Genomic DNA, 24,802 nt, shown 5'->3' on the forward strand with positions numbered 1-24,802 from the left:
GGCAATGTCGTCCGCGCGCCCGGCCTGCCGATGCTGGGATTCTACGATAGTAGATTCCCAGCGTGGCGCGTTAACCATCATTGCCGCGATAGGAGTCCCCAGGATGCAGCGAGTCGGGGGAACGGTCATGAGCTTTATGGGCACTATCGAGGCGGTGATGCCGAGGATCGCCGTTTTCGGAGTCGGCGGCGCAGGCGGGAACGGTGTTGCCGGTCTGGTCGATGAGAATCTGCCGAACGTCGAATTGATCGTCGCCAATACTGACGCCCAGGCGCTGCGCATGTTGGGAGTTCGCCAGCAACTGCAACTCGGACGGATGGCGACCCGAGGGCTGGGGGCGGGCGCCTGGCCGGAAGTCGGTCGCGCCGCCGCGCAGGAGGTCATGGATGAAATCGATGCAGCGCTCGAGAATGTCGATTTCTGCTTCATCGCCGCCGGCATGGGCGGCGGCACCGGGACCGGCGCGGCGCCGATCTTCGCCGAGCGCGCCCGGCTACGCGGCATTCCGACCATCGCGGTGGTGACCCGCCCGTTCGAGTTCGAAGGATTGCGGCGGGCGGGCAGGGCGGATCAGGGCATCGTCACGCTCGAGCCGCTGGTCGACGCCTTGATCGTCGTCCCAAATCAAAGGCTGCTCGGCATCGGCGATCTGGAGATGACGTTCAAATCCGCCATGCTGGAGTCCAACGCGGTACTGGCTGATGCGGTCGGCGGGATCGCTCATCTGCTGGTAACCCCAGGGCTCAAGCAGATCGGTTTCGCCGAGATGCGCAACGTGATCGCCGAGATGGGTCGGGCAGTGATCGGGTTCGGCGAGGCCACCGAGCGCACGGACCGCGCGGTGCTCGCAGCGGAACGCGCGATGGCCTGCCCGCTGATCGACGACGAAATCGCCGGCGCGGGCAAGTTGATGATCTCGATCAGCGGCGGCACCGACATGTCGCTGATGGAACTCGACGCGATCGTCGCGACCATCGCCGACCAGGCGTCGCCGGATGTCGAACTCGCCTGGGGCGCGTCGGTGTCGGAGGCGCTCGACGGCATCGTCCGCGTCGCGCTCATCGCGCAGGGCCATCGACCCCAAGTGCGTCCGCAAGCGGCGTTCGCTCGCGCGGCGTCGGCGCCGATGGCGACATTCTACTCGCCGGTTGCCGCGCCGGGACCAGTCGCCATCGCGCCGAGCATGACCATTGCAGTCGAGCCGCCGGTAGCCACAACGCCGGTTATCGCGCTGGCGGAAGCCATGGTCGTCGCGCCGCCAGCGGTCGCCGCCCCCTTTATCGCAGCCCCGGCGCCGCTCGGCGCGACGCAAGCTAGCGGCCCCGGCGACCTTACCGCGGCGCTTGTCGAACCGGCGAGCGACGCGCCGTTGCTCGACCTGATCGAGCGGCTGCCGCGGCCGGCAGAGCAGCAAACGCCTGCGCAACAGCGCGTCGAGGCGCCCGCGGCGGTCAACCTCAAGGCCTGCACGATGGACGAACTCTGGCTCGGCGATTTCGAATTGGAGGATCCCAGGCGCGCAAGTCTGGTCGAGCAGATATCCAACGCAGTGAAGGGCTTATTTCGCTCGATGACCTTGCGGCTGGGCTTCGGGCGTCATTCGATGATCACCTATCGCGGCGGCAGGGCGTCGTTGGCGACGTAATTCCCCCCAGAATGGACTCTTTTTATCCCCATAAACATGGCGAGGTTATTGAATTTCCCGAGACATTCCGTGATGCTACAAAACGCTAGTAAAAATGCGGCTGTCCGCATGGTGGGTAGTATAAGGACGGGGAAAAATGCCTGGTCGAATGCGTCGGGGGAACGACGCATCGAGGCGTGACAAAGTTGCATTGGTGTTGGCTGGAATTGCCGCGCTGGCTGCATCTGCGTCGTTATTTGGCTGGCTGTTCAAAATGCCAGCGCTCGCCTCTTTCGGCGCGAGTTACGCGCCAGCTTGGCCGCTCACGACTACCGGCTATTTGCTGCTGTCCTTCGCGATGATCGCGGTCATCCTTGGCCGGCGGGGCGCGATGGTGGCGGTGACCGCGGTCCTGATCCTGGCCGCGCTGGTGATTGCCGAAAGCGTATCGGGCATTCGTCCAGGTATCGATCGGTTGCTCTTTTCCGATCAACTCGCGCGCACGACAGCGCCGAATCCCGGGCGACCGGGATTCAATTCGCTGCTGTCGTTCGTGTTTCTCGCGGCGGCGATCCTGTTCGCCCAGCGAAGGTCGACTTGGCTGGATCAGGCGGGGAACGTGCTTGCCGCGCTGGCCCTGTGTCTCGGCCTCTATTCGACGATATCATTGATGTGGATCGGCGCCGGAGCCCCGCTCAACCAATTCTTCATCGCGCCGTTGCCGGCCGGCGTCGCATCGCTCGCGCTCTCCTGTTCTTTTCTGTGGTGGAAGCATGAGGCGGGATGGACCGGGCTGCTGTCCGCCGATCAGATGGGACAACCGCTGCGCTGGCTGGTCTTCCCCATATTGTTCGTTCTTCCGGCAATCCCCATTGTCTTCGAACAATGGTCGATAAGGGCCAGCGGCGTCCCGCCGGAAGGCGCCGCCTTGATCGCGATCCTGGTCAATATGCTGATCATGGGCACGATCCTGTCGCTGGTATCCGATCGCCTGACCCGTCAGCGGACGGCGCTGGGCGACCTCAGCGACGCGCTCGACAGCGCCGCCATTGCACTGGTCCGACCGGACGGGACGATCGTCCACTGGACGCGGGGATGCACCGAGCTTTACGGCTGGACCGACACCGAAGCGGTGGGACGCAACAAGCATGAATTGTTGCAATCGCGCGCGACCGAAGGCGGCGATCCGCCACCATTGTCCGCCGACGGCGAGGCCGAATTCCTCGAGCGCACCCGCGACGGGATCGACCTCAACGTGATGGAGCGGCGGCGATACTTGCAGCGCTCGGGCCCCGACGACGTGGTCGTGCTCAAGATGCTCGACCTGACGTCGCGCGTCCGGGCCGAGGAGGAACTTCGCGTCAGTGAGAATCGCCTAGCGATCGCGGCAGAGGTCAATGAGATCGGCGTGTTCGATTGGGACGTTGCGAGCGGGCGCATCAGCTGGTCGCCCGGATCGGAGCAGCGGCTGGGGCTGCCCGCCGGTGCGATCGACACGTTCGATATGTGGCGCGATCATGTCGAGGCCGCGGATGTTTTCGATGTGATGGCGTCGATCGACAGTGCGGTCGCAGATCGGCGCGATCGCTTCGCCTTCCAATATCGCTTCCTTCCCGACGCGGGGTCGCCGCGCACGCTCGAAGGAAACGCGCGTTGCCTGTATGACGAGCAGGGCAATTTCGTGCGATCGGTCGGCTCGGTCATTGATGTCACGCAGCGTAACCGCCGCGAAGCGGAAATGCGGCTCAATTCGATGATAGAGACGGTACCCGACGCGACGATCGTTATCGACGAGCACGCGATCATCAAGAGCTACAGCCCGGCCGCCGAAGCGATGTTCGGTTATTCCGCCGCGTCGGTGATCGGGCGCAACGTCAAAATCCTGATGCCCGACATGCTTGCGTTGCGCCACGACGCGGCGATCGCCGATTATCTCCGCACCGGGGAGCGCAAGGTGATCGGCATGACCCGCGAACTGACCGCGCGCCGCGCCGACGGCACGCAGTTTCCGATCGAACTCAATGTCGGAGAGGCCCGGATCGGTGAGGAGCGGATCTTTACCGGAATCATTCGCGACGTCTCCAAGCGGCTGTTCGAGGAGCAGCGTCTATCCGAACTCAGCGCGGAACTGGCGCATATCTCCCGCCAGCGTGCGATGAGCGAGCTCGCCGCCGATCTGGCGCACGAACTCAATCAGCCGCTCAGCGCGACGTCCAATTTCATCGCCGCGGCGCGGATGCTGATCGAACAGGGCGCAAGCGGCGAGCGCGTCGCCGATCTGCTCCACATGGCGGAAGAGCAGACCCAGCGATCGGGCGACATCATTCGGCGATTGCGCGACTTCCTGGCCAAGCGCGATATCGAAATGCGCCCCGAATCGCTCGAGGATGTGACCAGGGGCGCGGTCGCACTGGTATTTTTCGGCAGCGGGCGCGAGGAGATGGACCTCAGCTACGAGCTCGATCCGACCTGCGACACGATCTTCGCCGATCGCGTGCAAATCCAGCAGGTACTGGTCAATCTATTGCGCAATGCCGTCGAGGCTCTGCGGTCGCTCGACGCGGGCCAGCCCCAGCGGATCATGATCAAGTCGCAACGCGGCGACGACGACATGGTCATGCTCTCGATCAAGGACACAGGACCGGGCATCCCCGACGCGTTGGGCGAACAGCTCTATGCGCGTTTCTCAACCACCAAGTCGGGCACGGCGATGGGGATCGGCCTGTCCATTTCGAGACGTATCGTCGAGGCGCATGGCGGCGTCCTGACGGCGGAGAACCAACCGGGGGGAGGGGCAGCGTTTTGCTTTACCCTGCCGGTGTTCGAGGAGCTGGAAGATGATCCGGAACATCTATCTGATTGATGACGATGATGCCGTGCGGGCGTCGCTGCACGGTCTGCTGTCGCTGCGCTCCGATCTCGTCGTGCGCAATTTTCGCTCGGGCGATCAGTTTCTGGAGCGGGCCCCCGACCTCGAATCGGGGGTGCTGCTGCTCGATTATCACATGCCCGGGAAGAACGGGCTTGAGGTTCTGGAGCAGCTCGGCTCGTTTTCACATGCGCGGTTCCCGGCCATCATCCTGACCGGCGAAGGCAATATCGACGTCGCGGTGCAAGCGATGAAGGCCGGCGCGTTGGATTTCCTCGAAAAGCCGTACAAGGCGGACGCGCTGCTCGAAACGATCAACAAGGCGTTCGACCGGATGGAGCATGACAGCGCGGGATCGGCGCAGATCGAAAGCGCGCGCGCCAAAGTAGACGTCCTTTCGCCCCGAGAGCGCGATGTGCTGACCGGGCTGATCGAGGGTCGGTCGAACAAGGTCATCGCCTACAACCTCGCGATCAGTCCTCGTACCGTCGAGATCTATCGCGCGAACCTGATGACCAAGATGGGGGTGCGCAGTCTGTCAGAGGCGCTGCGCGTGGCGTTCGCCGCAGGTCTTATTTCGCCCAGCTAGAGTCATGCCATTGGGACAGGACCTCGACGACTCGCCGTGTTGCGTCGCGTCTGGACAATCGCAACGGCCGGTCGGTGACGACACCTGACGTTCCGTTGAGGAGAATGACCTGAAGCCAACCCGGAAGAGGCGTGCAGGCTGCCAAAGCTTCGTCGTCCGTGATCAGCACCGCTTGTTCGATCGTGGTGCCCGACAGTCCGCCGGTCAACTGACCAGGCCTCAGCGTGATCACATTGAAGCCCCGCATCGTCAGCTTGGCCGTCAGCGCGCTGCGCAGGTCATCTTCGAAGATTTGCAGGACAACAAGATCCAGAGGCACGGCAACATCCAGATAGAAGGGTGCTGCGAAAGGCTAGCGAGCCGCAATGAGATCGTCGGCTCGGGAAACTTACGTAGCAGAGACTATTCCCTGCTATCTTCGTTCACGCGCGGTTACTGGGCCGGTACCGGTATCCTAGGTATTTTGCCGCAATGCTTCAACGGCTTGATAAATCGGGCCGCCCTGCGTCCGCGCTCACGATCCTTGACGCCAGTTTCCCCGGCAATTCTCCAATCGCGTTCGGCTCGATCGGGATCGCCGGTGAAAGGCTGGCGGTGAAAAGCTAGGGCGCCAAGTTCACGGCGGTAAATGCGAGGGTGAAAATCGGCCTGCGCAACGCATCCCGAACGGTCATTACCCATTCTTCGGTATTCCAGAAGCGCTCGGGCATTTCCTTGAGCACTTCTGCCGCATAGCGTACGGCCTCAATTCGCGCCGCCGCGAGGTCGGGCCATTCGGAACCCTGGTGATCGAGAAAATCATCGCCGTCCACGATGTCGAAGAAATAGCGTGGCATGACTCGCTCCAGGCCTAAGGCGGGAGCGCGGCGTCTCTCAGTCGCCGGCGCCTTATTTCAATGGCAAGCGATAGTTCTAACCTAGATTAGTTAGATGCTTTATACAACTAACCTGGATCAGGTTCGGGCGCTCTATAAACGGCTCGGCGGTATTGATTCAGTTCGAAATCAGGTGATGGAGCGCTTCCCATTGCTCTTGCGCGTGCGCCAGCACTGCCGTTCTGCGCCAACCTCGAGCGACGTTCGCATAGCCATCCCGCCGGGATTGCAACGAGCACGCCAGTCCGCAAGCCTCCATCTCGTCGGCCTTCGTTAGGCACTCTAGGGATGTAAGCATGGGCTCAGCCTATACGCTTTCGGTTTTCCATGGTGACATAGTCGCGCAGGGTGATGACGGGCCCCGGGCCTTCATTTATGACCGCTTGGCCATGACCAAGGGCATCGCTTAGCGCTTGCTCCTGGGTAAGATGCCATGATCCTACAAGTACTTTGCCGATCCAGCGAAACTGAGACATACATAAACTCCCAGCGTTTTGTAGGCGGGAGCACAAACATACTGTCTCTCGGTCGTCAGAAGCCAGAAAGGGCTGACGATATAAGTTCAGCGATTGAGGAACGAGATAGTTCCATTCAGGCTTCTCCGCTTATTGTAAGCATCGGGAGCTTTGGCGCGCCGTCAATCTCTGTCGATGACTGCTGTACGACACCCATTAGCTAAGCGGCCGACGCCCGACCAATCTGTCACAGCTGAACGATTATTACAGTGGAGACTGGAGAGGAATGGTGCCCAAGGGCGGAATCGAACCACCGACACTGCGATTTTCAGTCGCATGCTCTACCAACTGAGCTACTTGGGCATATCCGGCTAAGCGCGGAAGACGCGGCCTCTAATCGCTCGAAACACCGCTGTCCAGTGCTTCCGGGTCGGCGGGTCCCGCCGGGATGCGATAACCTTCGCCCAGCCATTGCAGCAGGTCGCGATCCTTGCAGCGGCGGCTGCAGAACGGCTTGTGCGCGGGATCGGTGATGTTGCCGCAAAGCGGGCAGCTATTGGCCTTGGTCATGACACGAACGAGATGGGGGCGCCGGTCCGCCGTGACAACTCGGCGACCAAATCGGGATGCGCTGCCAACCAGGCGGCGACGCGCGGCCCGGCCGACTGTACCGGCGGCACCGGCGGTGGCGTGCGTTCGATCGTGCGCAGCAGGGCCAATGCCGCGGCCGCGACGGGGTCGGCGCGGAGCAACTCGGGGAGCGCGGCGCGGCGGCGTGGACGGACGATCTGGAGAAACCCGAAGCCGTTGATCGCGGTGCGCTCGAATGGCTGGGGCAGGACGGCATCGATCGCCTCTGCCGCTGCCTGGCGTTCCGCCTTATTGCCCAGAGTCGGGAAATCGATCCCGATCGATCCGCCGATATCGAGTCGGACGATCGCCATCGCCGCGGCGCGCGCCGCCTGGAGCGCGAGCGCGGCAGGGGCACCGGGGCCGTCGACGTCGAACAAGGTCATCGCCGGAGTCGGCGACATCCGCAGTGCGCCGCCGGCAAAGGCGATCTCGCCAGTCTCCGCTTCGTCGAGCACTTCGGACCAGCCCGCGGCCTCGAGCGAGTCCGGCTCATGGGCGCGCAACAGGCGGACCGGAAAGTCGCTTGCCCGGCACCGCGCCAACAGGTCGTCGGCGTCGCGCGGCGCGGCCTCGCTTGCCGTTACCTTGGCGAGCTTTGGGCGGCCCGGTTCGGGAATGGCTTCACGCACGACCTCGACATTCAGTCGCGTACCCAAGGTGATACCGGACGGCAAGCGCTCGATCACCGCGCCGCCATACGGCGTTTCGATCCTGCTCAGCCCGGCGGCGACGCGCTCGATCAGCTGACCCTCGATCACCGCGCCGAGCTTCAATCCACCCGGTCGCTCGATCCGCGCCTCGATGATCCGGCCGTCCTCGACCAAAGCGGCGCGCGCTTCGCCGATCCCGGCCTCATAGAGCCACTCAGCCAAGCGATATCTCCGACGAGCATTGGCGCTCGGGTTTGCAGACTCCCCTCCCTGCAAGGGAGGGGTTGGGGGTGGGTGCGCGCGTCTGCGCGCTCTCCAAAGACTCGTTGGCCGAGGACCGGAAAAGCGTAGGGCGAGGCATCGAGCCTCGCCCTACGCTAAACCCACCCCTTGATCCCCTCCCTTTCAGGGAGGGGAAATATGGAGGTTGATCCACCTCAATCGGCCTGCGGCTGGTGCAGCGGCAGGCCTGCCGAGGTCAGCAACGAGCGCGTCTCGAAGATCGGCAGCCCAACCACGTTCGAATGGCTGCCGGCCAGATAGCGGACGAACGCTTCCGCCTTGCCCTGGATGGCGTAGCCGCCGGCCTTGCCCATGCCTTCGCCGCTGGCGACGTACCAGTCGATCTCGGCGGGGGAGAGAGCCTTGAACGCGACGATCGTGTCGGCGACCCGGACACGCGGGCGGCCGTCCGGGCCGATCACGCACACGCCCGAATAGACATGGTGCCGCCGCCCGGACATCAGTCCGAGCATGCGACGCAGATCGGCCTCGTCGACCGGCTTTTCCAGGATGCGGCGTCCGACCGCGACGGTGGTGTCACCGGCCAATACGATCTCATCGGATGCGCGTTCGACCGCCAACGCCTTGTTTTCGGCCAGGCGCGCGACATAAGCGCGCGGCGCTTCGCCCTTGAGCGGCGTTTCGTCGATATCGGGTGCAGCGAGGCGCGCAGGCACGATCCCGATCCGCGCGAGCAATTCGCGGCGGCGAGGACTGGTCGAGGCGAGAACGAGCTTCATTTTCAGGGCGTAATGCCAGCGAAAGCTGGCATCTCGTGCCGCAAGCGACCCCAGCTTTCGCTGGGGTGACGGGGCATTATTGCGGCCCCGGTCCGCCGCGGCCCGGCATGAAGCGATAGGTGATGCGACCCTTGGTCAGGTCGTAAGGCGTGAGCTCGACGAGAACCTCGTCGCCGACCAGCACGCGGATGCGGTTCTTGCGCATCTTGCCGGCGGTGTGACCCAGGATCTCATGGTCGTTTTCCAGCCGGACGCGGAACATGGCGTTGGGCAGCAGTTCGACTACCTGGCCACGCATTTCGAGAAGTTCTTCTTTAGCCAAACAATGCCTCATGAGTATGCGGGCCGCGCCGCGTGACGCGCGCCCTTAGCGGATGGGGAACGAAAAGGGAAGCTGCGCTGCCGGGACGGGGCGGCGCGCGCGTCTTAGATATGGAGATTGTGCTCTTGGGCGACAAGAGCAAAGACACTTCCCAGGGATTGACCCAAAGTGCGCACGATGACGCAAATCGCCTAGGCAAGGCGCTGGCCGCATGTCATTTTTGCTGCTTGGTCATTCGCCGGGGGTTTTACCATGCGTCGTCTTTGCGTTTCGCTTGCCGCGCTCGCTGCCTGTTTCGCTGTTCCCCTTCCCGCCGACGCCAGCGGCGATTTCGGGTGTTCGCCGAGCTGGCGGCTGAGCCATGCCAATCTGACCGGTTGCGACGACATGGCGATGCTCGGGCCGGGCAACGACACGCGGACCAATTTGACGATGCTGCTGTTCGATCGCCGCGGGTCGCTGCCCAAGCCGGGCGAGGGCGCGCCGCCGCAGCCGCTCGGCGCCTTGTTCGACTGGCGCACCTTGTCGGGTTGGTTGGCGGTTCGCCCCGACAATAGCGACAGCGACTATTCGTCGGGCGAGGGGTCGCGCTGCCGCACCAACGGCAGCGGCGCTGCGGCGTTCGAGGCTGCCGTCAACGCGGCCAGATTGCCGGGTGGCGAGGGCGCTGCGTTGATCGCGGCGCGCAGGGCGCTCAGCCCGGATTGCGCCAAGCCCGGCGCGAGCGTCAGCGCGGCGCTCGATGGGCAGGTCAAGTCGCTCGCGGGCAAGGCGTTCGCGGCCTATCTCGCCGGCGCGCAGGCTTTTTACGACGGCGATTTCGACACGGCGGGGACGCGGTTCGCCGGTCTGGGCGAGGCGCGTGACGCCTGGCTGCGCGAGACCGCACGCTACATGGCGGCGCGGGTCGAAGTGAACCGCATCCAGGTCGGCCTGTTCGACGAATACGGCAATATCAAGGATCTCAAGACGGTCGACCAGAAGGCCGTCGCCGCGGCCGATACGGGCTTGCGCGGCTATATAAAGGACTATCCCAACGGGCTCTACGCGGCGTCGGCGCGGGGATTGTTGCGGCGGGTCTATTGGTTCGGCAGCAAGCGCGATCTGCTCGCGCAGCAATATGTTGCGCTGTTCACACAGCCGATGGCGGCGCGCGGGCTGAACGATGTCGATCTCGCCGAGGAGATGGACACCAAGCTGCTGCCCGACCTGACGATCAGCGATACGCGCGATCCGACCCTGCTCGCGGTGCTCGATCTGCGGCGGATGCGGACAGCGGATGACGAGGTCAGCGCGGGATGCTGCACCAATCCGATCACGCTCGACGAGATCAATGGTCAGCGCGCGGCGTTCGCCGGCAACCAGCCGCTGTTCGACTATCTGGTCGCCGCGCACCAATTCTATATCGGCGGGAAGCCGGCGGAAGTGCTCAAGCTGATCCCTGATGCCGCGCGGCAATCGAGCTTCAGCGAGGTCCAGTTCAGCCGCCAGATGCTGCGCGGCATGGCGCTCGATGCGGTCGGCGATCGCAATGCGCGCGGCTTCTGGTTGGAGATGCTGCCGGGGGCGAAGCTTGATGCGCAGCATTCGGCGCTCGAACTCGCGCTTGCCTGGCATGACGAGCGCACCGGTGGGCTGGCGCGGGTGTTCGCGCCCGATTCGCCGGTCGACGACGCGACGTTGCGCGGCATCCTGCTGACGAACGTCGCCGATGCCGGGTTGTTGCGCAAACAGGCGACGGGAGCGAAGCGATCGCACGAACGCCAACTCGCCTTGTTCACCTTGCTCTACAAGGAATTGAGCCGGGGCGCGTATCGCGATTTCGGGACCGACCTCGCGCTAGTGCCGGCGGGTGCCGCGAGCGACACCAATTTCTACGATTTGCTGGGGTCAGAGCAATTGCCGCTCGGCTTGTTCCTCAAGCCCACCCAGGCGAGCGATATCGACTGCCCTGCGCTCAAGCGCCTCGCGCTCGATCTCGCTGCGGCGCCGGGTAGCGCGCATGCCCGACTGTGCCTGGCCGATTTCTTCCGCGCCAATGGGTTCGACCAGTTCGTGCTCGACACCCAGCCGCCCAAACAGGATCTGGGTGGGACGAAGACCTTGTTCGCCGGGCCGGTCTATTCGCGGCTGGAGATCTATAAGTCGATCGTCGCCGATCCCAAGGCGCCGGGCGACGACAAGGCCTATGCCTTGTTCCGCGCGGTCAATTGCTATGCGCCGTCGGGCAACAATTCGTGCGGCGGGGCCGATGTCGACAAGAATGTGCGCAAAGCGTGGTTCGCGCGGCTCAAGAGCGATTATCCCAAATCGCGCTGGGCGAGCGAGCTGCGTTATTATTGGTAGGCGGTGATCCGCGCCGCCATCGCCGCCGTGGCAATCGGTATTGCGCTGCTGCCGGTCCCGATCGCGCGGGAGGGGCGCGTCGCGCCGGCCTATGACGCGGTCTGGTTATGGGCCGGGGTGAAGGCGCAGCCGGCGCTGGCGACGGTCAGGCGGTTGTATCTGCTGCAGGGCCAGGTCGAGGCGACCGATCCGGTCCGCTATGCGGCGCAACGCGCGGCAATCCCGCGGCTTGGTAATCGCGAAGTCTGGATGGTGGTGCGGGTCGAGACGCTCGCCTGGTCGCCCGCCATCTATGACCAATTGCTCGCGGCGCTGGCCCGGTGGCGTGCGGCGGGCAACCGCGTCGTCGGCGTACAGATCGATTTCGATGCGCGGACGCGGCATCTGGAGGACTATGCCGCTTTCCTGCGCGGATTGCGCGCGCGGTTGCCGGGTGACTGTCATCTGGGGATCACCGGCTTGCTCGACTGGAGCGCGAACGGCGATCCAAAAGGGCTCGATGCGCTGGCGGGTGTAGTTGATGAGGCGGTGCTGCAGATCTACCAGGGCGATCATGTCATTCCGGGGTATCAGGCGTATCTCGCCAAGCTTGGCCGGTTGAAGTTGCCGTTCCGGATTGGACTGCTGCAAGGGGGCGAGTGGCAGCCGCCGGCGGGGCTGGAGGAGAATCCGTGGTTTCAGGGGTATGTGACTTTTTTGGTCAATCCGACCGGGTCCGAAAATAAAGAGTAGAACGCTTCCCCAACGCCTCTCCGGCGAAGGCCGGCATTTCATCCCAGCGAAAGCTGGGATCTCATGCGATTGATATACTGCACGAGACCCCAGCTTTCGCTGGGGTGACGGCTGTTACTCGGCGGTGTAGGCGGCCCAGCTTCGGCGAATTAGCGATCGCGTCCCGCGGCTGAGAGCGCATCGGGACTGGGCCCCGGCCTTCGCCGGGGAGGCGTAGATAAGTCGGCGGCTCCTAAGACGCCGGACACGCCCGCCCAGCCGCTGCTTTTTGCAGCAAACTCGCCCGGTTGGCTCTCAAATCGGCGCCGCTCCGCGCCTGTGGTTCCGGCCCATCCGCGAGCCCGCGCCACAGCGCCGCATTGAACCGCGGCGTGTCGAGCCGGTCCTCGCTGGCGAAGTTCTGACCCTGCATCGCCGCCGCCCACCAGCCAGCATCGCGCGGCGGGCAGGCGTTGGCGGTCGCCTTGGCGACGAAGCGATCGGCCGGGATCGGCAGCCTGGTGCCGCGCAGCACGTCGGCTGCCGTCGCGCGGAAATTCCAATCCTTCTGGTTGAGGTCGAACACATCGGCCATCGGCGCCGCCAGCGCGTCGTTCAGCCCGAGCGGCGGCAGGCCGAGCACTGCCTCGATCGTGCGCAGCATGCTGACGGTGGTGTAGCGGGTGGTGACCAACGCGCGGTGTTTGACATACGGCCCGACGACGAACGCGATGCTGCGCCGTGCGTCGACATGGTCGCCGCCATTCTGGGCATCGTCTTCGATCACGAACACCAGGGTCGAATCCCGGAACGAACTGTTGGCGATGCGCTCAATCACCATGCCGACCGAATAATCATTGTCGGCCATCTCGGCCTCGACCGTGTTCACCCCGTCGACCGCTTCCTTGAAGTCGCCGAAATGGTCGTGGCTGAGGCGCAGCAGCGTGAGCGCGGGCATCGTCCCGGCCTTGTCCTGCTGGTCGAATTCGCGCCGCCATTCGAGCATGCGCCAATAATCGGGCAATTTCTGGTCGAAACCGCGGAAATAGGGATCGCTGCGGCTGGCGAGGTCGCGATCGGCAGGCGTCCAGATCGTGCGCTTGTCCTTGAACGGCTCGCGCAACAGCGGGACGAAACCGGGCGATTCGCTGTCATAGACCGAGGCGTCGGCGAACCCGTAATTGCGCACGGTCAGCCCGGCGCGGATCGCCGCGTTCCATAAATAGCCCTGGCCCGGCAGCTTGTCGTCATCGGCATCGGGTGCGTTGAGCAGAGCGGGGCCGGGCATCAGGTCGGGATCGTCGGGATGGCGGGGGTCGACCTTGCGGCGTTCTGCCAGGCTCAGGCTGGTCGCGACGTTGCGATCCGCTTCCTCCGATTCATAGGCCAGGCCGCGCGCCGAATAATTCACCGGCGCGGTCTTTTCGAGCAGATCGGGGACGCGCCCGGCAGTCGTCCAGGTCCAGCCGGTGCTCGATTGCTCGCCCGAATCGTAGAAATTGTCGAGCGTGACGAAATTGCGCGCCATATTGTGATGGTTGGGGCTCAGCGCCTCGCCCAGGATCGCCAGGCGGGGATCGCCATTGCCGACCTCGAGGTCGCCCAGCACCTGATCATAAGTGCGGTTTTCCTTAACGATGAAGACGACGTGCTTGATGCGCTTGGCGACCTCGGCCATCCGTGCCTCCGCCGCGCGGCGCGCCGTGGCGTTCGACAGGCCGATATTGTCGGCGACCTGCAGCGTGGTCTTGGCCAGCGCGCGGCCGTCGGGCATCGCGAAGGTCAGCAGTCCGGCTTTTTCGAGCTGGAAGATATACTGATTGGCAGCGCCACACGCGCTCGGCTGCGCCTTTTGCACAGCGATCTTGGGTGCGCAGCCCTGGGGATTGGGGCCGGGCGGGCTCTTGCGATTGACGACGAAGACACGTCCGCCATCGGCGCTGGTCGCGACCGCGCTGGGATACCAGCCGGTTGGCACCACGCCGACCACCTCGGCGGTCGCTGCGCTCGGCGTGACTATCGCCAGCGCGTTGATCCCGCCATAAGTGACCAGCAAGGTCCCCGCCGGCGTCAGCGCGAGGCCATTGGGGTTCAGCCCCTTGCCGAGCGGGCCCGTCGACAGGCTGTCGGGCAGGCCAAGCCGTGGCTCGCCGGCGAGCGTGTCGGTCGTCAGGTCGACCATCGCCAGGCGATCGGCATTGTCCTCGGTAGCGTAGAGGCGGTGCGTCCGCGGCGCGATCAGCATCGCGGTCGGCTCGCCGGTCGTCGCGATGCGTTTGGCGACGCGGATGGCGCGACCGGCGATGTCGAGCGCGACGATCTGGCGGTCGCGCGGCGCCGAGACATAAGCGCGCTTATTGTCGCGCCAGACGATCGCGAAGGGGAATTCCCCGCCGGGCTGGCCGGCGGCGGCGGGATCGATCTTGCCCGGCCGCAAATCCTGTTCGGCGATAATCGCGTGGGTAGCGAGATCGATTAGGGTGACCGAGTCGTTGTAATAATTGGCGACCAGCAGGCGCTTGCCGTCGGGGCTGACCGCGACGCCCGCCGCCTGCGGCTTGACGTCGACGCCATTGCCGGTCGCGTGGCCGAGCTTGATCGGATTGCCGGCGGGCGCGAAACCGGTCTTGCCGCGGCGGAATAGATGAACGACGTCGTCGACCCCGCCGCCGACCGCAAAGCCTCGCCCGTCGGGCGTCCAGGCCACGCCCGAATAGGCATTGGGCACGACCAATGTCTGCTCCAACCGCGCGCCGGCGCGATCGATGCGATAGGCGAAGACATATTGGCCGGATTGCGCGGCGACGATCTTGCCGTCGGGGCCGTTGAAGCGATTGAACCCGCTGGTCAGCACCAGCATCTCGCGGCGATCGGGGCTGACCGCGATCGCGGCGGCGCCGTCGGCGACATAATCGGGATGCGGGCCGACCCGCGACACCAATGGACGGAACACCGCGCCGGGCGCGGCGAGTGGGGAGAGCGACTGGCCGGTGGGCAATTGCTGGGCGGACGCCGCGGCGCCAAGCCCGGCGACAAGTCCGATTAGCGCGCGCATCCTCATTGACGTCTCCCCTTCATCCGGGGCGGATAGGACGCGGTTGCTACGCTTCGATGACGGGCCTTACTCGGCCTCGTCCGCGCCCTCGTCCGAATCCGCAGCGGTATGGAAATAGGCCTCGACCGGACCCGACAGTTTGATCGTCAGCGGGTTGCCGTGGCGATCGACCTTCTTGCCGAGCGCGACGCGGACCCAGCCTTCCGAAATCGAATATTCCTCGACATCGGTGCGCTCGGCACCCTTGAAGCGGATGCCGACGCCGCGCTGCAGCGCGTCCTGGTCGAAAAAGGGGCTGCGAGGATTGCTCGACAAATGATCGGGGGGCGTATCGGTCATGGCGCGGGCTATTGCCGCGAGCCGACCCAAAAAGCAAACGGCGCGGGAGATGCCTCCCGCGCCGTTCCAATCATGCCTGCGTCGGCTTCTATGGTTTCAGCAGAGCTGAAACGGTTGCGGTGCCGGCCCGCTCCCCCACCCGGCCACCCGGCAGGGTATTCTATGGGCGGCCGGGTGGGGGAGCGGGCCGGCACCGATCAGCGGAGCTGAAAAGGATCAGTTGCAGACGCGGACCCGGACGCTGCGATCCCAATAGGGGTCGTAGCGGCGCTCGACCCAGCAGCGGCGATAGTCGCGATAGCGATAGGCGTAATAGCCGTCCGGCGGATAATAGCCGCGCTCGCGATAATAATAATTATCGTAATCAGCGCGATAGCCGCGGCTGCGATAATAATAATCACGGTCGTAACGGTCGTTCGACGAGGATGCGATCGCCGCGCCCAGCGCCAGGCCGACGATGCCGCCCGCGAGCACCGCACCGGTATCGTCATGGCCACGGTGCCAGCGGCGATAACGCTGTGCATCGGCCGGAGCGGCGGCGGTCAGTGCGGTGGCTGCGAGCGTGGTGCCCAGCACCGCCTTGGTCAGGAACTTGTTCATGTGAAACTCCATCGTCAAGCACTCGGATACCATACACTAAACGCAGACTGTCCGAGCCTGTTGCATCCTTCTATGCGAGTCGGTCTGAATGGCCGCTGAGACGGGCGTTCACTTGGGATTTAGGTAGGGAGATATCGGATGGCGTACTGGTTCCTGCGGTCGGAGCCCGAAGTCTATGGCTGGGATCACCTGGTCCGCGACGGTGGCACCGAATGGGACGGCATCCGCAATTACACCGCGCGCAATTTCCTCAAGGACATGCAGGTCGGCGATCAGGCGATCCTTTATCATTCGAACACCGAAAAGGCCTGTGCCGGGATCATGGAGATCACACGCACCTGGAAACCGGACGGCGAGAAGGGCGATTGGGCTTCGGTCGCGGTCAAGCCCGTCAGGCCATTGCAGCACCATGTCACGCTTGCCGAAATGAAGGCCGAACCGCGCCTCGCGAAAATCGAGGTGCTACGTCAGTCGCGGCTGTCGGTGACGCCGGTGCGTGACGACGAATGGGCGGTGCTGATGGAAATGGCGCAGGGGTGAGCGCCGGCGTCCTCCATCTGATCACCGGCAAGATCGCCGCGGGCAAATCGACGCTCTCCGCTAAGCTGGCGGTGGAGACGGGCGGGCTGGTGCTGGCCGAGGACCATTGGCTGCCGACGCTCTATCCGGCGCAAATCACGTCGCTCGATGATTATCGGCGCGAGAGCGTGCGTTTCCGTGCCGCAATCGCGCCACTGATCGTTGACCTGTTGCGGCGCGGCTTGACGATCATCCTCGATTTTCCGGCCAATACCGTCGCCAGCCGGACGTGGATGCGCGGACTGGCTGACGACGCGGGAATTACCGCGACGCTACATTTCCTCGATCTGCCGGATGAGATTTGCCGCGCTCGCCTCCATGCGCGCAACGCCGCCGGCACCCACGCCTATCAGGCGAGCGATGCCGAGTTCGACCAGTTCACCGCGCATTTCGTGCCGCCGCACGCCGACGAAGGCTTTGCGATCGTGCGGCACGGGCCGGCATAATCTGCGCGAAGGGTTCGACGCTATCGCGCGTTAAGCTGGCAAGGACCAGATTGGATACGTGTTGATGCGGTTTTCGAGCGCCGCGCGGGAGGCCGCGGCGGCTGACAACGACGATGCGTTGATGACGCGCATCGCCGGGCGCGATGCCGTGGCGTTTGGCCGCGTGGTCGATGCCCATGCCGCGATGCTCCACCGCATCGCCTATCGCATGATCGGCGACGCGGCAGAGGCCGAGGATGTCGCGCAGGAGGCGTTGCTGCGGTTGTGGGCGTCGGCCGAACGCTGGCGGCCGGGTCAGGCGGGAATTGCGGCGTGGCTGACGCGAGTCGCAGTCAACCAGTGCCTCGATCGCCTCAGGCGGCGGCGCTTTGCCAGCGACGAGGAGCCGCCCGAGCGCGCCGACGAAGCGCCAGGGGCGGAGGCTCTGGTCGAAGAAGAACGTTTGCGCGGCGCGGCGCGGGCCGCGCTGGGCGATCTCAGCGAGCGGCATCGCGCCGCGATCGTGCTGACTTATTACGAGGAGTTACCCAATTCGATGGCCGCGGACGCGCTGGAGCTGAACCTGAAAGCGTTCGAGTCGCTGTTGCTGCGCGCGCGTGGTGCGATGCGTGCCGCGCTGGCGGCGCGAGGGCTGACCTCGCTGGCGGGGGAGATCGCGTCATGAGCGCCGACTTCACCGCGACCGAACGTGCCGCGCTCGACCGCGTGACGGTCCCGGCGATGCGGCCGGGGCTGGCCGCCGATATCGTCGCAGCCGCGGCGTCAGGGACTCGGGTACCGCCGCGGCGCGGCCCGCGGAGCGGATGGCGCGCGCAGAGCCGCGTGCTGATCGGGGCCGGCGCGCTGTTGCTGGCAAGCGCGACCGCGGCGGCGACCGGCTGGTTTGGCAAGCTGCCGATCGCGATTCCCGGCATCACGCGGACCATTGCCGCACCGCCCGAGGTGAAGAAACCCAAGCACCTGGTGCGTGTCGAAAAGCCCAAACCGTCGATCGGGCGTACCGAAGCACTGGCGCCGATCCCCGACGCGGCGCCGGTCTTGCTACCGGATCCGGTGCCCCCGGCGCTCTGGCGCGCGCAGCGCCAGGCGCGCATCGCAGCGGGGCTGCCGGTCAGGCGGCCGCTGGTGCGCCGGGCGCTGATGGCGCGCTTCCGGGCGATGCCCGCGACTCAGCGCCAGGCGGCGGTTGCCGAATGGCGGCGGATCAAGGCGCTGCCACCGCCCGAGCGCAAGGTAGAGATCGCCAAGCTCAAGGCCGATTATCTCGCGACCCACCCGCGCGTCGCTGCGCAGGTGGAAAGGCGGCTGGAAGCGAGGTCGGCGCTGGCCGCGTCCGCGGGCGATCCGATCAAGCCGGACGCCGCGCTTCCCGGCGGCACGATCGGGCCCGACGCCGCGATGGCCAATCGACTCACGCCGCAGGAGCGGTTCGAACGGCGTCAGGCACGCCGCCTATGGTGGCTGCAGCGCCGCGCGATGCGGTTGCAGTCCGGCCGGCCGTTGCCTGACGATCGACGCGACGAAGGGCGGAGCACGCCCGAGCGTTGAACGCAAAGACGGGGCTGCCTTCCTCCAATTTCGGCAGCTCCGTCGCTAGCTCTGGATCAGGCGTCGCCGGGCTGGCGCAGCGTCACCGCAATTTCGGACAGCGGCACGCCAGTCTCGGCATCGACTACCAGCGGGGTGATCGTCCGCCCACTGCTCGTCTCGATCAGGTCGCTCATCGCGCCTTCGCCGAAATGCTTGCGCGCCCATCCGCCGAGCGCTTGCAGCACCGGCAGATAATCGCGCCCTGCTTCGGTCAGGACATATTCGTCGCGTGGCGGGCGGTCATTATAGCGCCGGCGTTCGAGCAGGCCTGCTTCGACCAACGCAGCCAGCCGCTTCGTCAGGATGTTAGGCGCGATCCCCAAGCCCTTTTGAAAATCGTCGAACCGCGTCTGGCCAAGCCCGGCATCGCGAAGGATCAGCATGCTCCACGCATCGCCCGCCCGCGCCAGTCCGCGGCCGACAGGGCAGACGCCCCAGGATAATTTCTCAGTGTCCATTGCAAAATGATAGTCACATAACTATCAAAATGCAAGCCGCTCGACTCGGTGCCGGGCGCGAAGGAGAAATTCGATGACTCAAGCTCTCAACCAGACCGCGCTCATCACCGGCGGGTCGACCGGCATCGGCGCTGTCTATGCCGATCGCCTGGCCCATCGCGGCTATGATCTGATCCTGGTGGCGCGCGATCAGGCGCGGATGGAGGCGCTGGCCGAACGGCTGCGCGGCGAAACCGGCCGTACGATCGAGGTGGTCCGCGCCGACCTCACCGATCGCGCCGATTTGGCGCGCGTGGCGGGACGGTTTGCCAGCGATCCGACGATCACCTTGCTCGTCAATAACGCCGGCCTGTCGATGACCGGGGACGCGATCTCGGTCGAGCCGGCCGAGATCGAGCGGTTGGTTGCGTTGAACATCACTGCGCCGACCGTGCTGGCGGGCGCCGCGGGCAAGGCATTCGTCGCGCGCGGCGAGGGGGCGATCATCAATCTCGCCTCGGTTCTCGCCTTGGTCACTGAGATGTTCGACGGCGTCTATTCGGGATCGAAGGCCTATCTGCTCAATCTGAGCCAGAGCCTGGCGGCGCAATATGGCGCCAAGGGCCTGTACGTGCAGGCGGTATTGCCGGGCGCGACGCGGACCGAAATCTGGGAACGATCGGGCAAGGACGTCAATGCGTTTCCGCCCGAATGGGTGATGGATGTCGATGATCTCGTCGATGCGGCACTGACCGGGTTCGACCGTCGCGAGAACGTGACGATCCCACCGCTCGCGGATGCCGATTTGCCGCAATGGGACGCCATGCAGGCATCGCGCGTCGCGTTGGGCGGTAAGCTCAGCAACCGCGCGGTCGCGGACCGCTATCGTCAACCCGCGCTGGTGTGAACCGGACGGGCGCCCGTTCGCCGGGCGCCCTGCCGACACTGGCATTTGCCCCCAGCCGTGATTAAGCTGCGCGCCATTCCAGGAACAGGAGAGGCGCGTGGCAGAGTTTTCCCGGCGTGAGATCGGCGCGATATTGGGAACGTTCTCAACAATGGCGGCGACCAGCCCGGCGCTGGCTGCCGGCGCGGTGAAAGAGCGTCGTTTCCCCAAGGGATTCAAATGGGGCTGCGCGACCGCCGCCTATCAGGTCGAAGGCGCTGTCAAGGAAGATGGCCGCGGCGAAACCAATTGGGACATCTTCTCGCACACGCCGGGCAAGGTCGCGAACGGCGACACCGGCGACGTCGCCTGCGACAGCTATCATCGCTATCGCGCGGATCACCAGCTGCTCAAGACTCTCGGCGTCTCGACCTACCGGATGTCGCTCGCCTGGTCGCGCATCTTTCCCGAAGGACGCGGCCAGCCCAACCAGGCCGGGATCGACCATTATAGCCGCGTGATCGACGACCTGCTGGCCAACGGCATCACGCCCTACGTCACCTTGTTCCACTGGGATCTGCCCTCGGCATTGCCCGGCGGATGGCAATCGCGCGACACCGCCAAGGCGTACGCCGATTATGCCGGGTTCATGGCGGGCAAGCTCAGCGATCGCGTGAAGCATTTCATAACGATCAACGAATTCGCGTGCTTCACCGATCTTGGCCACAAGGTGGGGATCCACGCTCCGGGACTCCAACTCGATCCCGCCGGGGTCAATCAGGTGCGCCATCACGGCGTCCTGGCGCATGGTCTTGGCGTCCAGGCGATCCGCGCAAGCGCGAAAGCGGGGACGAAAATCGGGCTCGCCGACAATCCCTCCATAACCGTCCCGGTGATCGAGACCCCCGAGCATATCGACGCGGCACGCAAGGCGATGCGCGAGGTCAACGCCGCCGCGCTGACCGCGGTGATGGAGGGTCGCTATATCGACAGCTACCTGACGGCGCAGGGCGCGGCCGCGCCCAAGGTCGAGGAAGGCGATATGAAGGCGATCGGCAGCCCGCTCGATTTCGTCGGGATCAACGTCTACGCGCCGCAATTCGTCCGGGCAGACGCCAATGCCCAGGGCTATACGGTCCTGCCGATGCTGGCGTCGTCGCCGCGTATGGCGTCGCCCTGGCTGCGCGTCGGACCCGAATCCGCTTATTGGGCAGTGCGCAACACGACGGATTTGTGGAAGCCCAAGGCGATCTACATCACCGAAAACGGCTGTTCGGCGGACGATCCGGTGACCGACGGGCGGATCGACGATGCCGACCGCGTGATGTACTTGCGTAATTATATCGGCCAGGCGCAGCGCGCGACCGCGGAGGGGTTGCCGCTGGCCGGTTATTTCCTATGGAGCCTGATGGATAATTTCGAATGGGCCGATGGCTACGGCAAGAGGTTCGGGCTGCACTATGTCGACTTCAAGACGCAGGCGCGCATCCCCAAGCTGAGCGCCGCCTGGTATCGCGAGCTGATCAGGCGCAACGCGCTGGTTTAGAGGCGGACGGGGGTTCCTCCGGGCGCGGGATCAGCTATCGGCGTCTCCTGCTTAGTTGGGAGATATGACGTGCGGTTCGCGAAGCTGACGGTTCTGGCTTTGGCCTTCGGCGCGACGGTTTCGGCGGCGGCGCCGCAAAAGACGGCTGCTCCCAAGGATCCGCCGATCGTCCGCGTCCGGATGACCACATCGGCCGGCGTGATCACGCTCGCGATCGATGTCCGGCACGCGCCGAAGACCGGTGCCAATTTCCTGGCCTATGTCGATGACGGCCGGCTCGACGGCACGCGCTTCTATCGCGCGGCGCGGCGCAAGGGCGCGCCCAATCTCGGCTTTGTCCAGGGCGGGATCGATACCGATGCGCGGCGCCGGCTTGAGCCGGTGCCGCTCGAGCCGACCAGCAAGACGGGCCTGCATCATGTCGACGGCGCAATCTCGATGGCGCGCTACGACAGCCCCAATTCGGGGACGGCCAACTTTTCGCTGATGGTCGGCGCCAGCCCCAATATGGACGCGCGGCCGGGATCGCCCGGCTATGCCGTGTTCGGCCGCATCGTCGGCGGCATGGACGTGGTGAAGCGGATCCTGGCGATGCCGACCAGCCCCGGCGGGGAAGGTGCGATGAAAGGCCAGATGCTGATCCGCCCGGTCACGATCATCCGCGCGCAGCGGCTCGACGGCACGCCCAAGCCGACCGGGCGCGCGAAAGTGTGGGAATTGTTCGCCGGGATGAAGTGATCGGCGCCGACCGGCGAGTCACTCAGGAAAATACGCCGCCGAGTTCGTTGCCGCCGCCCGCTTCGGGCTGGCGAGGATCGGGTCCGTAGTCGTTCTCAAAACTGTCGCCACGGGTGAACACCATCATCACCCAAAAGATGATTCCGATGAGCGGAATGAAGGTCAGCAGGAACTTGATTCCAGGCTCGCCGTGATCGTGCAGGCGACGGATGCTGATCGCGACATGCGCGATATAGAGCAACGGTAGACCGACGAGGAAGGTCAGCCCGCCAAGTAGGCTAACTATCATCACGACGGGATTGTCGTGGGAGGCTCCCATAGGCCCGCTGAGTCCGATATTGATCCCAATAAATATGATTTCGAGCGTGACGAACAGGGCGATCGCAGCAAGGTGATACAAGCCATATTCGGTTCGCGTTGAACGTCCTTTAAAGTCGAAAGGATCGCGCCACGACCGGATCGAAGGTTTCATCATTTCCCCCAAAAAAACAGAAGCCCCACGCGACGTTAGCCGCGCGGGGCCTTGTTGACCAGTTGGTCGGATCGACCGATCAGGCCGCTTCGCTCACTCGCTTCGCGCGCTTGCGGTCGAGTGTCTCGCGGCCCGTTTGCCTTACGCTGCCTGCTTCGCCCGGCTGGCCCGCTTCCGCTCATGCGGGTCGAGATAGCGCTTGCGCAACCGGATCGACTTGGGCGTCACTTCGACCATTTCGTCATCGTCGATATAGGCGATCGCCTGTTCCAGCGTCATCTTCTTCGGCGGGGTCAGGCGGATCGCGTCGTCCTTGCCGCCCGATGCGCGGAAGTTGGTCAGCTGCTTCGCCTTCATCGGATTGACCTCGAGGTCATCCGGCTTGGCATTCTCGCCGACGATCATGCCCTCGTAGAGCGCCTCGCCGTGCCCGACGAACAGGATGCCGCGCTCTTCCAGCGGGCCGAGCGCGTAGCTATTGGCCTCGCCCGATCCGTTGGAGATGAGCACGCCGTTCTTGCGGCCCTCGATATTGCCTTTGTGCGGGCCATATTTCTCGAACAGCCGGTTCATGATGCCGGTGCCGCGCGTGTCCGAGAGGAATTCGCCGTGATAGCCGATCATGCCGCGGCTGGGCGCCGAGAAGGTGATGCGCGTCTTGCCGCCGCCCGACGGGCGCATGTCGGTCAGCTCGGCCTTGCGGATCGCCATCTTCTCGACGACCGTGCCCGAATATTCCTCGTCCACGTCGATGATGACGGTTTCGTAGGGCTCGGTCTTCTTGCCACTCTCATCCTCGCCGAACAGCACGCGCGGGCGGCTGATGCCAAGCTCGAAGCCCTCGCGGCGCATCGTCTCGATCAGCACGCCGAGCTGGAGCTCGCCGCGGCCGGCGACTTCGTAGCTGTCGCGGTCGGCGGCTTCGGTCACCTTGATCGCGACGTTGCTCTCGGCTTCGCGGAACAGGCGGTCGCGGATCATGCGGCTGGTCACCTTGGTGCCCTCGCGGCCCGCCATCGGGCTGTCGTTGACGGCGAAACGCATCGACAAGGTGGGCGGATCGATCGGCTGCGCGTGGAGCGGCTCGGTCACTTCGGGGTCGCAGATCGTGTTGGACACCGTGGTGTGCGTCAGGCCCGCGATCGAGATGATGTCGCCAGCCTGCGCCTCGTCGGTCGGCACGCGCTCGAGCCCGCGAAAGGTCAGGATCTTCGACGCGCGGCCGGTCTCGACGACGTTGCCATCATTATCGAGCGCGTGGATCTGCTGGTTGGTCTTGACCGAGCCCGAGAAGATCAGGCCGGTCAGGATGCGGCCGAGGAAATTGTCGCGATCGAGCAGGGTGACGAGGAACTTGAACGGCCCGTCCGGATCGGCCGAGGGGGCGGGGACATGCTCGACGATCTTTTCGAACAACGGGGCCAGCGTGCCTTCGCGCAAGCTCGGATCCTCGTTCGCGTAACCGTTGCGGCCAGAGGCATAAAGAACTGGGAAATCAAGCTGTTCGTCGGTCGCTTCGAGGCTGACGAACAGGTCGAACACTTCGTCGAGCACTTCTTGGATACGCTCGTCGGGGCGATCGACCTTGTTGACCACGACGATCGGGCGGAGACCCAGCGCGAGCGCCTTGCCGGTGACGAACTTGGTCTGCGGCATCGCGCCTTCGGACGCGTCGACCAGCAGGATGACGCCGTCGACCATCGACAGGATGCGCTCGACCTCACCGCCGAAATCGGCGTGGCCAGGCGTGTCGACGATGTTGATGCGAGTCTTGTGCCCGGCATGATCGTCCCACTCGACGCTCGTGCACTTGGCGAGGATCGTGATGCCGCGCTCTTTTTCGAGATCGTTCGAATCCATCGCGCGCTCTTCGACGCGTTGGTTGTCGCGGAAAGTGCCGGACTGACGGAAAAGCTGATCGACGAGCGTGGTCTTACCATGGTCGACGTGGGCGATGATCGCCACGTTGCGGAGGCTCATGAGATATCCTGATTGGAGCGCCCGAAGGCGGGTTCGGG

24 protein-coding genes and 1 tRNA gene are annotated in these 24,802 nt (G+C 64.7%); 12 read left to right on the forward strand and 13 right to left on the reverse strand.

Going from position 1 to position 24,802, the window contains the following annotated elements; translation table 11 throughout:
• Positions 1-127 precede the first annotated feature (127 nt).
• The 3 genes from ftsZ to AC1DQQ_RS15770 all read left to right on the forward strand — a co-directional run bounded on the left by ftsZ (position 128) and on the right by AC1DQQ_RS15770 (position 5,082).
• Positions 128-1,645, forward strand: a complete 1,518-nt coding sequence (gene ftsZ, locus AC1DQQ_RS15760) for a cell division protein FtsZ (RefSeq protein WP_478045733.1) — start codon at positions 128-130, stop codon at positions 1,643-1,645.
• A gap of 253 nt (positions 1,646-1,898) precedes the next feature.
• A complete protein-coding gene (locus AC1DQQ_RS15765; RefSeq protein ID WP_478045734.1) occupies positions 1,899-4,487 on the forward strand; it encodes a PAS domain S-box protein in 2,589 nt (862 codons plus the stop codon).
• Entirely contained in the window at positions 4,462-5,082 is a 621-nt protein-coding gene (locus AC1DQQ_RS15770; protein WP_478045735.1) for a response regulator transcription factor, read from the forward strand. Before AC1DQQ_RS15765 ends, AC1DQQ_RS15770 begins: the two co-directional genes overlap by 26 nt.
• Here the strand turns inward: AC1DQQ_RS15770 and AC1DQQ_RS15775 are convergent.
• The 7 genes from AC1DQQ_RS15775 to infA form a co-directional block, all read right to left on the reverse strand.
• Positions 5,066-5,401, reverse strand: coding sequence for a hypothetical protein (locus tag AC1DQQ_RS15775; RefSeq protein ID WP_478045736.1), 336 nt, complete (start codon positions 5,399-5,401; stop codon positions 5,066-5,068). The genes AC1DQQ_RS15770 and AC1DQQ_RS15775 overlap by 17 nt on opposite strands.
• Positions 5,402-5,684: 283 nt before the next feature.
• Positions 5,685-5,918 carry a DUF6894 family protein gene (locus tag AC1DQQ_RS15780; protein WP_478045738.1) on the reverse strand — a complete coding sequence of 78 codons (234 nt, stop codon included), beginning with the start codon at positions 5,916-5,918 and terminating at the stop codon, positions 5,685-5,687.
• A gap of 781 nt (positions 5,919-6,699) precedes the next feature.
• A tRNA-Phe gene (locus AC1DQQ_RS15785) sits at positions 6,700-6,775 on the reverse strand.
• Between the two features lie 30 nt (positions 6,776-6,805).
• Positions 6,806-6,982 carry a DNA gyrase inhibitor YacG gene (locus AC1DQQ_RS15790; RefSeq protein ID WP_084238509.1) on the reverse strand — a complete coding sequence of 59 codons (177 nt, stop codon included), beginning with the start codon at positions 6,980-6,982 and terminating at the stop codon, positions 6,806-6,808.
• Positions 6,979-7,917, reverse strand: a complete 939-nt coding sequence (locus AC1DQQ_RS15795; protein WP_478045739.1) for a ribonuclease — start codon at positions 7,915-7,917, stop codon at positions 6,979-6,981. The genes AC1DQQ_RS15790 and AC1DQQ_RS15795 overlap by 4 nt, the downstream gene beginning before the upstream one ends.
• Positions 7,918-8,132: 215 nt before the next feature.
• Entirely contained in the window at positions 8,133-8,717 is a 585-nt protein-coding gene (locus AC1DQQ_RS15800) for a Maf family protein (protein WP_478045740.1), read from the reverse strand.
• A gap of 76 nt (positions 8,718-8,793) precedes the next feature.
• Positions 8,794-9,039 (reverse strand): translation initiation factor IF-1, encoded by a 246-nt coding sequence (infA, locus tag AC1DQQ_RS15805; RefSeq protein ID WP_026325702.1) that lies wholly within the window; start codon positions 9,037-9,039, stop codon positions 8,794-8,796.
• Positions 9,040-9,291: 252 nt separating this feature from the next.
• Here infA and AC1DQQ_RS15810 point away from each other — a divergent pair, with 252 nt between their 5' ends.
• Positions 9,292-11,385 (forward strand): PA5441 family protein, encoded by a 2,094-nt coding sequence (locus AC1DQQ_RS15810; protein ID WP_478045741.1) that lies wholly within the window; start codon positions 9,292-9,294, stop codon positions 11,383-11,385.
• A gap of 3 nt (positions 11,386-11,388) precedes the next feature.
• Positions 11,389-12,117: a DUF3142 domain-containing protein gene (locus AC1DQQ_RS15815; protein ID WP_478045742.1), complete on the forward strand. Its 729-nt coding sequence runs from the start codon at positions 11,389-11,391 to the stop codon at positions 12,115-12,117.
• A gap of 232 nt (positions 12,118-12,349) precedes the next feature.
• Here AC1DQQ_RS15815 and AC1DQQ_RS15820 read toward each other — a convergent pair whose 3' ends face one another.
• The 3 genes from AC1DQQ_RS15820 to AC1DQQ_RS15830 form a co-directional block, all read right to left on the reverse strand.
• Complete coding sequence (locus tag AC1DQQ_RS15820) at positions 12,350-15,157, reverse strand: bifunctional YncE family protein/alkaline phosphatase family protein (RefSeq protein ID WP_478045743.1); 2,808 nt, start codon at positions 15,155-15,157, stop codon at positions 12,350-12,352.
• A 60-nt stretch (positions 15,158-15,217) separates the two neighbouring features.
• Positions 15,218-15,490 (reverse strand): DUF3297 family protein, encoded by a 273-nt coding sequence (locus tag AC1DQQ_RS15825; RefSeq protein WP_478032169.1) that lies wholly within the window; start codon positions 15,488-15,490, stop codon positions 15,218-15,220.
• A 216-nt stretch (positions 15,491-15,706) separates the two neighbouring features.
• A complete protein-coding gene (locus AC1DQQ_RS15830; protein ID WP_478032171.1) occupies positions 15,707-16,090 on the reverse strand; it encodes a hypothetical protein in 384 nt (127 codons plus the stop codon).
• Between the two features lie 138 nt (positions 16,091-16,228).
• On the opposite strand from AC1DQQ_RS15830, the gene AC1DQQ_RS15835 reads away from it, so the two are divergent.
• From AC1DQQ_RS15835 to AC1DQQ_RS15850, 4 genes are all read left to right on the forward strand, one after another.
• On the forward strand, positions 16,229-16,630 hold the full coding sequence (locus tag AC1DQQ_RS15835) for an EVE domain-containing protein (protein ID WP_478032173.1): 402 nt from the start codon (positions 16,229-16,231) through the stop codon (positions 16,628-16,630).
• A complete protein-coding gene (locus AC1DQQ_RS15840) occupies positions 16,627-17,115 on the forward strand; it encodes a P-loop nucleotide/nucleoside kinase family protein (protein ID WP_478032175.1) in 489 nt (162 codons plus the stop codon). Before AC1DQQ_RS15835 ends, AC1DQQ_RS15840 begins: the two co-directional genes overlap by 4 nt.
• Before the next feature lie 64 nt (positions 17,116-17,179).
• Positions 17,180-17,779, forward strand: a complete 600-nt coding sequence (locus AC1DQQ_RS15845; protein ID WP_478032176.1) for a sigma-70 family RNA polymerase sigma factor — start codon at positions 17,180-17,182, stop codon at positions 17,777-17,779.
• Positions 17,776-18,663, forward strand: a complete 888-nt coding sequence (locus AC1DQQ_RS15850; protein WP_478032178.1) for a hypothetical protein — start codon at positions 17,776-17,778, stop codon at positions 18,661-18,663. Before AC1DQQ_RS15845 ends, AC1DQQ_RS15850 begins: the two co-directional genes overlap by 4 nt.
• 56 nt (positions 18,664-18,719) lie before the next feature.
• Here the strand turns inward: AC1DQQ_RS15850 and AC1DQQ_RS15855 are convergent, their stop codons facing one another.
• The gene (locus AC1DQQ_RS15855) at positions 18,720-19,163 is read right to left on the reverse strand and encodes a winged helix-turn-helix transcriptional regulator (RefSeq protein ID WP_478032179.1); all 444 of its coding nucleotides are present in this window, start codon (positions 19,161-19,163) and stop codon (positions 18,720-18,722) included.
• A gap of 73 nt (positions 19,164-19,236) precedes the next feature.
• On the opposite strand from AC1DQQ_RS15855, the gene AC1DQQ_RS15860 reads away from it, so the two are divergent.
• The 3 genes from AC1DQQ_RS15860 to AC1DQQ_RS15870 all read left to right on the forward strand — a co-directional run bounded on the left by AC1DQQ_RS15860 (position 19,237) and on the right by AC1DQQ_RS15870 (position 22,312).
• Positions 19,237-20,049 carry an SDR family NAD(P)-dependent oxidoreductase gene (locus AC1DQQ_RS15860; protein ID WP_478032180.1) on the forward strand — a complete coding sequence of 271 codons (813 nt, stop codon included), beginning with the start codon at positions 19,237-19,239 and terminating at the stop codon, positions 20,047-20,049.
• Between the two features lie 97 nt (positions 20,050-20,146).
• Positions 20,147-21,574: a GH1 family beta-glucosidase gene (locus AC1DQQ_RS15865; protein ID WP_478032182.1), complete on the forward strand. Its 1,428-nt coding sequence runs from the start codon at positions 20,147-20,149 to the stop codon at positions 21,572-21,574.
• Positions 21,575-21,643: 69 nt separating this feature from the next.
• Positions 21,644-22,312, forward strand: a complete 669-nt coding sequence (locus tag AC1DQQ_RS15870; protein ID WP_478032184.1) for a peptidylprolyl isomerase — start codon at positions 21,644-21,646, stop codon at positions 22,310-22,312.
• A 22-nt stretch (positions 22,313-22,334) separates the two neighbouring features.
• Here the strand turns inward: AC1DQQ_RS15870 and AC1DQQ_RS15875 are convergent, their stop codons facing one another.
• Together AC1DQQ_RS15875 and typA are read right to left on the reverse strand one after the other, a co-directional pair.
• Entirely contained in the window at positions 22,335-22,784 is a 450-nt protein-coding gene (locus tag AC1DQQ_RS15875; protein WP_478032186.1) for a DUF805 domain-containing protein, read from the reverse strand.
• Between the two features lie 141 nt (positions 22,785-22,925).
• Complete coding sequence (typA, locus tag AC1DQQ_RS15880; RefSeq protein ID WP_478032188.1) at positions 22,926-24,764, reverse strand: translational GTPase TypA; 1,839 nt, start codon at positions 24,762-24,764, stop codon at positions 22,926-22,928.
• Positions 24,765-24,802: the final 38 nt, after the last annotated feature.

The sequence above is a fragment of the Sphingomonas sp. P4_G3 genome (assembly GCF_056401105.1).